At 38.2% G+C, this 11,651-nt stretch carries 11 protein-coding genes and 1 tRNA gene; 5 read left to right on the plus strand and 7 right to left on the minus strand.

Annotated elements, in window-relative coordinates:
• The first annotated feature begins 156 nt into the window (after positions 1–156).
• Positions 157–236: transfer RNA gene (locus JEM65_RS09425), tRNA-Leu, on the plus strand.
• 204 nt (positions 237–440) lie between these two features.
• Positions 441–1,370, plus strand: coding sequence for a serine hydrolase (locus JEM65_RS09430; RefSeq protein WP_199598868.1), 930 nt, complete (start codon positions 441–443; stop codon positions 1,368–1,370).
• 72 nt (positions 1,371–1,442) lie between these two features.
• Here JEM65_RS09430 and JEM65_RS09435 read toward each other — a convergent pair whose 3' ends face one another.
• From JEM65_RS09435 to JEM65_RS09445, 3 genes are all read right to left on the minus strand, one after another.
• On the minus strand, positions 1,443–2,465 hold the full coding sequence (locus JEM65_RS09435) for a UDP-glucose--hexose-1-phosphate uridylyltransferase (protein ID WP_199598870.1): 1,023 nt from the start codon (positions 2,463–2,465) through the stop codon (positions 1,443–1,445).
• Positions 2,466–2,718: 253 nt separating this feature from the next.
• A complete protein-coding gene (gene galK, locus JEM65_RS09440; RefSeq protein ID WP_199598872.1) occupies positions 2,719–3,867 on the minus strand; it encodes a galactokinase in 1,149 nt (382 codons plus the stop codon).
• 10 nt (positions 3,868–3,877) lie between these two features.
• The gene (locus JEM65_RS09445; RefSeq protein WP_199598874.1) at positions 3,878–4,768 is read right to left on the minus strand and encodes an aldose 1-epimerase; all 891 of its coding nucleotides are present in this window, start codon (positions 4,766–4,768) and stop codon (positions 3,878–3,880) included.
• A gap of 288 nt (positions 4,769–5,056) precedes the next feature.
• Here JEM65_RS09445 and JEM65_RS09450 point away from each other — a divergent pair, with 288 nt between their 5' ends.
• From JEM65_RS09450 to JEM65_RS09460, 3 genes are all read left to right on the plus strand, one after another.
• On the plus strand, positions 5,057–6,685 hold the full coding sequence (locus tag JEM65_RS09450; RefSeq protein ID WP_199598877.1) for a sodium/sugar symporter: 1,629 nt from the start codon (positions 5,057–5,059) through the stop codon (positions 6,683–6,685).
• A 562-nt stretch (positions 6,686–7,247) separates the two neighbouring features.
• Positions 7,248–8,183, plus strand: a complete 936-nt coding sequence (locus JEM65_RS09455; protein ID WP_199598879.1) for an outer membrane beta-barrel protein — start codon at positions 7,248–7,250, stop codon at positions 8,181–8,183.
• A 9-nt stretch (positions 8,184–8,192) separates the two neighbouring features.
• Positions 8,193–8,633 (plus strand): DUF2147 domain-containing protein, encoded by a 441-nt coding sequence (locus JEM65_RS09460; RefSeq protein WP_199598881.1) that lies wholly within the window; start codon positions 8,193–8,195, stop codon positions 8,631–8,633.
• Positions 8,634–8,699: 66 nt separating this feature from the next.
• Here JEM65_RS09460 and JEM65_RS09465 read toward each other — a convergent pair whose 3' ends face one another.
• The 4 genes from JEM65_RS09465 to JEM65_RS09480 form a co-directional block, all read right to left on the minus strand.
• On the minus strand, positions 8,700–10,079 hold the full coding sequence (locus JEM65_RS09465) for an exonuclease domain-containing protein (protein WP_199598883.1): 1,380 nt from the start codon (positions 10,077–10,079) through the stop codon (positions 8,700–8,702).
• Positions 10,079–10,849, minus strand: a complete 771-nt coding sequence (locus tag JEM65_RS09470; protein ID WP_199598885.1) for an XRE family transcriptional regulator — start codon at positions 10,847–10,849, stop codon at positions 10,079–10,081. Before JEM65_RS09470 ends, JEM65_RS09465 begins: the two co-directional genes overlap by 1 nt.
• A 77-nt stretch (positions 10,850–10,926) precedes the next feature.
• Positions 10,927–11,217: a type II toxin-antitoxin system RelE/ParE family toxin gene (locus JEM65_RS09475; protein WP_199598887.1), complete on the minus strand. Its 291-nt coding sequence runs from the start codon at positions 11,215–11,217 to the stop codon at positions 10,927–10,929.
• On the minus strand, positions 11,195–11,455 hold the full coding sequence (locus JEM65_RS09480; protein WP_199598889.1) for a hypothetical protein: 261 nt from the start codon (positions 11,453–11,455) through the stop codon (positions 11,195–11,197). Before JEM65_RS09480 ends, JEM65_RS09475 begins: the two co-directional genes overlap by 23 nt.
• Positions 11,456–11,651 lie beyond the last annotated feature (196 nt).

Below are 11,651 nucleotides of genomic sequence, written 5' to 3' on the forward strand. Positions count from 1 at the left end.
TTAGATAGGCTGAATAGTTACGAAAAATGAAATAAAATCGTGAGTATTAAGAAGCTGATGGATCCGCATTTTGGAAGATTTCTAATGCAGCTTAAATTTAATCTGTCAATAATGATTGTTTATAATTAATTATTTTATAATTTTGCAGTCCTAATTGCTCAAGTGGCGGAATTGGTAGACGCGCTGGATTCAAAATCCAGTTCTTCGGAGTGCGGGTTCGATTCCCGCCTTGAGTACTGCAAAGGCTTCAACAGAAATGTTGGAGCTTTTTTTGTTTGCAGGTACAACATAGGTACAACAATTTATCCTTTCTTAGGACTTAATAAATTATACTATAAATTGGTATTAATAACCCCAAGAGACAGCTCCATCATAAAATATGATTTCAATAACCCCAAAAGTTGTAAATTGGTATAATTTACAACTGAAATGCCTTGCTTATGAAAACGAACTTATTGTCTTCCATCGTTCTTATTGTTTCCTGCCATTTTTTTATGTCGGCACAACAAACAGATAACGCCTTGGAAAGCGAACTTGCAGAACTTATCAAAACTTTTGAGGGGGATGTGGGCATTTACGTCTATAATCTTAAAACCCAAAAGGAAGCAGCCATCAATGCCGATACGATTTTCCCAACGGCCAGCATCGTTAAAGTTCCCATTTTAATTGAAGTGTTCAATCAAATCAAAGCCGGAAAGTTCCACCTCAACGACACCTTAATTTATGATGCCAAACGCGTTTATGGCGGATCAGGGGTCATGCAGTTTTATAAAGACAGCACCGTTACAGACTTGCGTACTCTGGTGTCCTTAATGATTACGATGAGTGATAATACCACCTCATTATGGTGTCAGGAACTCGTGGGTGGCGGACTGACCATTAATAAAACCATGGCCAACCTCGGTTTGGCGCATACTCGAGTGAACAGTAGAACAGAAGGTAGAACCCAAGATTGGGAAACTTATGGTTGGGGACAAACAACTCCTCGTGAAATGGCGTCCTTGCTCATAAAAATGAGAAATAGAACGTTGGTTGATGCCGCCGCGAGTGATGAAATGTACCGCATTATGAGCAATTCTTTCTATACAGACTATTCCGTTTCTCAAATTCCACCACACGTACAAACTGCCGCAAAACAAGGTATGGTAGATCAATCGCGCTCAGAATTGGTGATGGTAAACGCACCAAGTGGCGATTATGTATTTTATATCGCTACGAAAAACAACACCGATGCATCTTGGAAATTTGACAATAAGGCTTGGAAATTACAGAGAACTATTTCCTCATATTTATGGAAGTATTTTGAGCCAGAATCAGATTGGAAGCCTGCGGCAGGATTTACAGATTTAGTAAAGGGAATAAAATACTAATCATCGTATATAGATTTAAAAAAGGCCTCAATAGATCTATTGAAGCCCTTTCTTTTTATTATAGCAGCATCACTAAACGACTAACGCTCTAAGCCTATCCGCAGCTTGTTCCGCCGTAATATCACGTTGTGGCGAGCCAAACATTTCATAGCCTACCATAAACTTCTTAACCGTCGCACTTCGCAACAATGGCGGATAAAAACTCATATGCCAATGCCAATGCGCGTTATTCTGTCCGTTGGTAGGTGCTTGATGAATACCGCTAGAATATGGAAATGACACTTGAAACAGTGCATCATAAGCCTTAGTAATTTTAGAAATCGCATCCGCAAAGGCGACACTTTCAGCCTCTGATAATTCTGAAATATTGGTATAGTTGTGCCTCGGAACAATCATGGTTTCAAAAGGCCAAACCGCCCAAAATGGGGTCAGCACGACAAAATCGTTATTTTGATAAATGATACGCTCGTTTGCTTGAAGTTCCTGCTTTAAATAATCGCTTAATAGACTGCTTTTATGGGCATCAAAATAGGCTTTTTGGTGGTGATCCTTTTTCTCTACTTCATTTGGCAAGGTAGATTGGCTCCAGATTTGACCATGTGGATGTGGATTACTACAGCCCATGACTGCGCCTTTGTTTTCAAAAATCTGCACGTAGTTAATCGCTTCATTGGAGCCTAATAATTCATATTCTGCTTGCCAGGTTTTTACCACTTTCGTAATGTCTTCTACCTCCATATCTGCCAAACTTTTGGAATGGTCAGGACTAAAGCAAATCACCTTACAAATACCTTGTTCACTTTCGGCTTTAAACAAGCCTTCATCTACAGAAAAGACAGGCGAGGTTGTTTGCAAGGCAGCAAAATCATTAGTAAAGACAAAGACATCTTTATAATCCGGATTTTCTTCGCCGTTAATTCTTGTGTTTCCGGCACACAAATAACAGTCAGGGTCATGTGCAGGACGGTTGTCGTTGGAAACCGCTTCATTTTGTCCTTGCCATGGGCGTTTCGCTCTATGTGGCGATACCAACACCCATTCGCCAGTGAGAATATTATAACGTTTATGTGAATAGTCTTGCAAATTGTTATCCATCTTATTTATATTTTTTAATTATCACTTACAATGATTAGCGCCAGATTCAATACAGTCGACCTTATAAAATTTTGCATCTATACGGATTGTGTAACGACTCTTTCAGTAATGATTGTTTATTTTTTTTATGGCTAATAAAGCGCAGCAGACCAGGAAACCATGATGTTTTAAGACAACTACACTTGATGTTTGACGATAAGTCTTGATTCTTGATTCTAACAGCGAATCGGTCTTAATTCTATGGTCTACCCGATCACTTAATTATATGCGTCCCCTGCGATAGTTTCACCTTATAGACAGAGCACTCTGTTCCAAATTCGTCTTTAAATTGCTTAGAAACTTCTTTTTTAAAGCTTTTAAACTCACTTTTCAGCACCAAGTTGATGGTACAGCCACCAAAACCGCCCCCCATCATGCGGGCACCAGCAACATTCGGACTTTCTTTTGCTCGATCCACTAAAAAATCGAGTTCCGCACAGCTTACTTGATATTGCTTGCTTAGACCCTCATGAGATTGATATAGCAAATTTCCCAAAGCTTCCACATCGTTTTGTTCTATCGCTTCAGCAAAACGTTGTACACGCTCATTTTCTTGAATCACATACAGGGCTTTTTGATAATCGGTGGCACTAATTTGAGATTTTAAACCCTCCAAATCTTCCTTTGAGGCATCTCTTAAAGCGGCCACGTTGAGGAGCTTTGAAACATGTTCACACACCGCGCGTCGGTCGTTATAGGCGCTCTCTGACAAGTCGTGTTTGACGTTCGTATTGATCAGCATCAACTCATAATCTTTAAAATCTATGGTATAAGGTGTCGCGGTGACCGTTCTACAATCTAAAAGTAAAGCACTGTCCGTTATGCCAAACATGCTGGCATATTGATCCATAATGCCGCATTTCACGCCTACAAAATTGTGTTCTGCTTTTTGAGATACCAGAATCATCGTTTCTTTAGTCAAGTTCAGTTCGAAAAGTTCATTCAAACCATACACAAAACTATTTTCTAAGGCTGCGGATGACGACATGCCAGCGCCTCCAGGAATGTTTCCGGCAAACACACTGTTGAAATTTGCAGGTTTTTTCCCTAGCATCTGCAATTCTGCAATAACACCTAAAATGTAATTTCGCCAGCCACCATCGTTCAAAGGTTTTAGGGTTTCCATATCAAATTCATGCAACTCCTCTTTGTTTAAGGCAAAAACCTGACTTGTGGAAGCGTCACTTTTTTGAATGGCCAGTGCGATGCCTTTGTTAATAGCCGCAGGAAACACGAACCCTTCGTTATAATCGGTATGCTCGCCTATTAAATTGATTCTACCCGGAGAAAACACCATTAACGGTTCTGTTTTAAACTGTTTTTTAAAAGAGCTTTCAACCTCTTTAACCAAATTTGCAATCATCGTATAGTTTTTAGTTAGTATGAATTTTTAGAGTCCAAGTAATATCGAAAATTTCTTTAGGCTCTAAAAATTTTAATCCTAGTTTATTATTAAAGCTATCAGAAACACCTGTTGTTGGTTCTATAGCAATTATATGTTCTTTTGGTGGTGTATAAACCTGCAAAAAATTGTCGGCTTGGGACGAGGACAGATTTAACTTGTAATTTGGTGTTTCAAACCTCACATCAGTCCCTTTTAACTGCCAACAATCATCTAAGGTTTTATTTCTTAAAACTACTGAATCAATAGGTGATATGGATTCTAAATCGAGTCCGATATTACGATCGCCAATATTTAATTTGTGTCCACTTTCAAATTTGAGAATACTATGATCAAGGTTTTGGCTTAAAAAGTAGGGATGCCAACCTATAGTGAATGGAAAAGTGGCATCCGATGTATTTATAACGGAAACATTTAAATCAAGACCAGTTTTGGTAAACGTATATTTTAATCGCATTTTAAAGGGAAACGGAAAGCCATCTTCTAACTGCTTGTAGTCATATTCCATTATAAGTTCTGCGCCCTCTTTATGAGCAGATTGATGGGTCACTGAAAAAGATTTGTTATATACCAACCCATGTAGCGCATTATTCTCTTCCTTATTATTGGTGTTTAATTGAAATTGTTGGTCATTAAAACGATACTGACCATCCTTTATTCGGTTGGCAAACGGGAATAACAAAGCAGAAGCATAGGTTGTGCTGTAAGTTAATGGCGCCAAATCTACAATGAGCGGCAAGTTATTTAAAGTCAGTTCTTGCAAACTGCCACCGTCATTAAGACATACTTTAGCATAAACTCCCTGGGAGACACTTTTTATTTTAACAATACCCGTCTGATTATTTTGTGTAATAATGTACATATTATAAAATTTTTAGACCCTAAATTTTTACAGGTTATATCATTTTAGTTCATTACCCTTCGCGTAAATTAAATTGGAATGACTCCTCACAATTTGATAGTGGTCTATATTTTAGCGTTTTACCTTAAGTTTTATTGACGTTACTAGGAACCGCAGTATTACAAATATATAGAAACGCCTTACTAAAACATATTTCGTTTTTAAATAATAAGAATGTAACCGATAGTCAAACGGAATATTTACATATATTTGAGATGAAAAAACTAAACTAACTCAATCAAACTATTTATGGCATCAGGTTTTCATACGTGGGATTATGCAGTCTTCATAGCCTACGGGGCACTTATTTTAGGGGTAGGTTTATGGGTTTCCAGAGATAAAAAAGGGCACCAAAAGAATGCAGAGGATTATTTTTTAGCAAGCAAATCATTGCCTTGGTGGGCGATAGGCGCGTCCTTAATTGCTGCTAATATTTCGGCAGAGCAATTTATCGGGATGTCTGGTTCTGGCTTTGCACTTGGTATAGCTATTGCGTCCTACGAATGGATGGCTGCCTTAACGCTTCTTATTGTTGGAAAGTATTTTTTACCCATTTTTATTGAAAAAGGACTTTATACAATCCCCGAGTTTGTAGAAAAACGATTCTCAACAAATCTTAAAACCATATTGGCTGTTTTTTGGATTGGTCTTTACGTTTTTGTAAATCTAGCTTCGGTACTTTATCTGGGTGGCTTAGCAATAGAGACGATAATGGGAGTAGACATGGTCTATGCGATAATTGGTTTAGCTTTATTTGCTGCAGCCTATTCCCTTTATGGAGGATTATCTGCTGTGGCTTGGACAGATGTTATACAAGTAGTTTTCTTAGTTTTAGGAGGTCTGGTAACTACCTATTTGGCATTAAACACTGTGTCTGGAGGCGAAGGTGCCTTGGCAGGTTTCTCAACCATTTGGGAAGCCGCACCAGACAAATTCCACATGATACTCGATGAGGCAAATGATAACTATAACAATCTCCCTGGTATCTGGGTGTTAGTAGGAGGATTGTGGGTTGCCAATTTGTATTATTGGGGATTCAATCAATATATTATTCAAAGAACTTTAGCTGCCAAGTCTTTAAAAGAAGCCCAAAAAGGAATTTTATTGGCAGCGTTCTTAAAGCTCGTTATTCCTTTGATTGTAGTGATACCTGGTATCGCCGCTTATGTTATGATTAATGACCCCGCTATTATGGCTAATTTGGGTGAAGCCGGCATGTTAAATGTACCCACTACAGAGCAAGCTGATAAAGCTTATCCTTGGTTATTGCAATTTTTACCTGTAGGGCTAAAAGGTATTGCTTTTGCCGCTCTCGCTGCGGCGATAGTATCTTCATTAGCCTCAATGATAAACTCTACGTCAACCATTTTTACAATGGATATTTACAAACAATACATCAATAAAACAGCATCTGATAAAACGACGGTAAACGCTGGTCGTATTTCGGGTGCCGTAGCCTTAATTATAGCAGTTATTGTGGCACCGCTTTTAGGAGGTATCGATCAAGCTTTTCAGTTTATTCAAGAATATACAGGTATTGTAAGTCCAGGGATTTTAGCCGTATTTATATTAGGTTTATTCTGGAAGAAAACCACCAATAACGCTGCAATTTGGGGCGCTGTTTTATCGATTCCAATAGCCTTAGCGCTTAAGTTTGCACCAATTGCTGTTCTAGAACCTTGGATGCACCAGATGGGAATAACAGCACTCATTACTATGATCATTATAATAGTATTAAGCTACCTTCAGAATAAAGGCGCTGACGATTCAAAAGGTATAGTAATCACAAAAGACCTATTTAAAACCACGCCTTTGTTCAATGTTGGAGCCATGGTAGTTTGTATTATTACTGCTGTTTTATATACTTTGTTCTGGTAATGATGGATTGAAATTTATAATCCTTAAAATAAAGCCCTTTGTCTTCTCAAGAGAAAGGGCTTCTTTATTTTTTACAAAGATGTCGATTACGGAGAAGATTTGAACGTCCATAACCGGGTTAGCTAAACAAACTGTACTCATGCATTTTTTTTTGGATAAGTCTATTCAACGGCCTATATCGATTTGATTGTTATATTAATGGTCAATTTTTTGAAGTTTGCTTGAAGGTCTATTGAAGATCAAAATAAGTCTCACCTTAAAAATTTAACGTTTTTTTTCAGATAAAGCTCACCGATTGATAAGTCGCAAAGTGCCAAAAGCTTAGCGTTTCAAATTGAATCTGGGTGGCATCCCTCCTAAAAACCGAATCCCCTTCAACCAGTTGTTTCTGAGTGATATCAGCTTAAACAACCCAATTAAGCACAGCTATTTACTAGTTATATGCGTCAGGATTTAATGTGTTACAGTATTTTATTCTCCGTAACTTTACATAATGGTTTATGAAATATATAATCTAAACCAAATCCAAATCAAAAAATTTATACATCTTAAAACAACACTTATGAAAATGATATCTAAAACTTTAATGGCGTGTGTTTTTGCAGCGACAACTTACGTTACACAAGCTCAAAATGACATGACCCCTATTGAAGACTCAAACTTTTACATCCGCGTTGGTACCGGTTACAGTTTTCAATCTGGAAAAACTGAATTCAACAATGCTGATCCGAATGAACTTACAGGAATCAAACAATCTACGGACATTACGGTGAATGCAGACGGCTCCTCAATTAATGTAAAATCATTGAATGGCACAGCGGGCGCTGGTGCAAAAGTCAATGTTACCGGGGGCTATATGTTTAACCCTTATATTGGTGCTGAATTAGGCATCAGTTATTTTCATGGCGATAAAACCATGATTGGACGCTTAAGAAGTCCGCAAGTTAATTCTGAAGCCAATACCTATTTAAGAGGTTTTGATGTGGCTCCGGGAATCTTCTTGACTCCAAATTTTAAAACCATTAGTCCATATGCGCGTTTAGGTTTGATTGTCCCTGTAGCGGGCCATTTGACCATTGAAACCATGGCGAGACAAAAAAATGGCGGTGGTGAAGGCACGGATATTTTGGTACAGGCCACTAGTGAAGTTCAAGCTAAATTTAGCGTTGGGTATTTTGGAGCTGTGGGTATTACCTATCCTATCAATGACAACTTGAGTATTTTTGGAGAAGTAGAAATCAAAAACTTAAGCATTAAAAGTAAATCGGCAGAAATTAAAGAATACTCTACCACAGCAATTACTGGAGGTCAATCTCAATTGGTTCCGGGACAGCAATTGGCCGACTTACCGGTTTACGAAAAGAAATTTGAATTTTCTGACGATTTTGATCAAAGTACCACCACACCACCTAACCAAGATGCACCTAGAAAAATCCCAACACAGTTTGTCAATGCGAGTGGTACAGGATTTAATGTAGGCGTAAGGTTTACTTTATAAACGTAGCTTATGAAAACGATCACAACATTTCTACTATGCCTTGGATTGCTTTTGAGCATGCCGTTGGCCCAAGCACAGCAAATTACAGGCAAATGGAAAACGGTTGATGATGAAACGGGCAAAATCAAATCCATCGTTGAATTGTATAACCACAACGGGAAAATCTACGGTAAAGTGACCAAATTATTGTTACCGGAAGATCAGGGCAAACTTTGCATTAAATGCGAAGGAAAAGATTACAATCAGCCGATTGAAGGGTTGGTCATTGTAAAAGGCTTGTCAAAAAATAGCGATAATGAGTATGAAGGCGGCACTATCTTTGATCCGCAGAAAGGCAAAGAATACAAATGTAAAATGTGGATAGACAAAGACAGTCCAAACACCTTAAACGTTCGTGGTTATGTGGCTTTTTTCTACAGAACCCAAAAATGGTATCAGGTAACGGATTAACGATTACACCCTAAAAAACGAAAAGCACTTAATTTCTTAAGTGCTTTTTTTATATATCCCTTTAAGTTAGTGCAGCTCTAGCGTTTGAACCGTGGAGGACTGTAACAACAGTTTTCTCAAAATCCCCTGCACTTCCATGGTTTCTTTTTGCGGAATAAGGAAAGTTTCCAAATCGTCAGTGTGCACAATCTGTGCTGATTTGTCTACAAAACCATACCCGAGATAGAGCCCATTTTTAATCAATATAAAAGCCTCCTCTTTCTGATGCCGTCCTTTTTCCTTTAAGACGATGTTCTGATTGGAGATTGCCATATACTCAATGGCCAGATTCGCCCGTTCATTATAATCGACCACCGATTCCTCATCTTTACAAACGCCCTTACAAGTGGTCAATTTGTAATGCGAACAGGTCCAGACACTCTCTTGCAAGTGACAGTATTTGGGACACAATTCAAATTTCTCGCACACCTGCTCCAAATACAGTCTGCAATCGCGAATACTGTGAAAAATTTGCAATGGAAACGGTGTCGCTTTAAGCGTATTAAATGCCAAGTGCTGAATGCCACGACGATCTTCATAACTAAAAACCGCATAAGGCTTTGGCACACGTTTGGCGGCTTGGTTATAGAGCGGAAAATGATGTTTAATAGCCGCATCTTCCATCAGTCGCGCCACCAAATCACTTCCCGACAACTCATAATCAATGTGGGCCGTTTCTCTACACAGGTTTAATTCCTTTTCTTTCTTGTCATAGAAATGTCCTAAAACGCGCTTCTTTAAATTGATGGCCTTACCGACATAAATGATTTTTCCTTTTTTGTTTTTGAAATAATAAATGCCCGGACCATTAGGAATACTTTCAAAAATGGCGCTTGGCAAATGCGACGGCAAGGTGGCTTCTTTCGAACCCTTTTTCAAAAAGTCAGCAAAAACAGTCTCCGAATGTTTATGTGCCAATAGTTTTTCAAATAACGTGACGGTAGCTTCGGCATCACCGCGCGCACGGTGTCTATCCACTAAATCAATTTCCATTGTAGCACACAATTTCCCTAAACTATACGATCGAAATCCTGGAAACAACGCGCGCGACAACCGCACCGTGCACAATTTACGCCTTCTGAAATCGCCGCCAATGGCTTTGAATTCAGTACGAATCACGTTATAATCAAAATTGACATTATGGGCCACAAAAATAGTGTCTTCAGTAATGGCAAGAATCGCTTCTGAAATTTCAGCAAAGGTTGGCGCATCCGCCACCATAGCATCATCAATACCCGTCAATGCCGTAATATAATCAGGAATTAAAGACTCTGGATTGACCAGGGAGGTGAATTCATCAACCACCTTTTCGCCATCATATTTAAAAATGGAAATTTCAGTGATTTTGTTACCACGTCCGGTAGTTTCGACGTCAATAATGGTATATGTTGCTTTGGTTTTTCCCATTAGGCCATTTTTTGAACCGCTTCCAGTTCTACTTTTAATTCCTGAAACATTGCCATGATACTGCTCATTTTCAATTCCTTTTCATCGTATTCCTGAGTGTTGATACAACAGGTAAATTCCCAAAGTTCCAATACATTTTCAATAGGAACCTCATAAGGCTGATAGGCTTTATTATCGCTGCTCAACATCAAGGTCTGTTTCTCTTCTATTAAATTATAAACCCGCTTATAAACCAGGCCATCATCTTTGGTCAGCACAATATAGGTGCGTCCATTTTTCACATCCTGAATGTCCTCCACATACTTTGCCACCACAAAAGCGCCGTCTTTTACGGGCAACATGGAATCGCCTTTAATCGGAAAGGCACGATGGGTTCCTGTAGGAAGAAAAGGCAACTTTATTTTTTGCAGCTGTTCAATATATTCAGGATCATCATAGCCTGCCAAATACCCCGCAGATGCTTTTGCAGGCACAATCTCGATGAGATCTTCATTGTCCTCATTAACGGTTATAGGGAACAGCACGCGCTTACTCCCAATATCAATAAACGAGGTGTCTTTGGCTTTACGCAAATCATTTTTGACCAAAATGTCAATCGGGATTCTGAAGTAATTGGACAAATCAATCAATCGGTCAATGGGTGGTTCAGAACGCCCTTCCTCATACGACCCCACAATAGATCGCGACCAACCCAGCTCATCTGCAAAACGCTCTTGAGAGAGTTGTTTGAGTGAGCGTAAGTGTTTTATGTTTGCTTGGATGTTTTTCATTTTATTTTTTTATCATCACTTCCTTTAAGGAGTTTTAATAGTGGTTTACCAATTTTTGAACTTTCAGTACAATTAAACTATTCAAAAATGTCACTCGGTTTTTGACGGGTATTAAATATTCTCAGAATATAAATCTCTTCTCCCTCAACCCTATAAATTATTTTAAAATTCCATTGCGCCACAAAACGAATACGTTCTGCATTGTAAACAGGTTCTTTGGGATATTTATAAGGCATATGCCCCAAACTATCGCAAAGTGTCGTAATTGTTTTCAATACATGGAGCGCATTTTGAGGGCTTTTCTCAGCTATATACCGCATGTTTTCGCTAAGATCTTCAACCGCTTTAGAGTGCCAACTTATTGTCATCTGCAACGTGTCTTAAAACATCATTTGTAGAATATAACTTGGCTTTTTTTGCATCAATTTCACTATTGATAGCATCTAAATTCTGAATATAATCATCGCCTGTTATTGGATTACCATCCAAATCATAAGCAAAGACATTTTCTTTATCCAACAGGTTTTTAATTTTTTGCAATAATCCCTCATCTGAAATACTCAAGATACGTTGCGCTACATTGATTTTTAAAGCTTCTGTTTTCATAGTGATACAATTAAATCAAACTTTCCTTTTTATAAAAGCACCATTCTGCAATCATTTCCAAACCTAAATAAAACAAAATTTCAATTACAAAACATCTGAAATTCCATTGTATACAAATTCATTAATTTTATTTACTACAAACATAAGCAAGACTAACTACATATAATAGTTAATTTTGAAAAATAATAATCTTGTC

Source organism: Gelidibacter salicanalis (assembly GCF_016469035.1).
In the GTDB taxonomy this organism is placed as follows: domain Bacteria; phylum Bacteroidota; class Bacteroidia; order Flavobacteriales; family Flavobacteriaceae; genus Gelidibacter; species Gelidibacter salicanalis_A.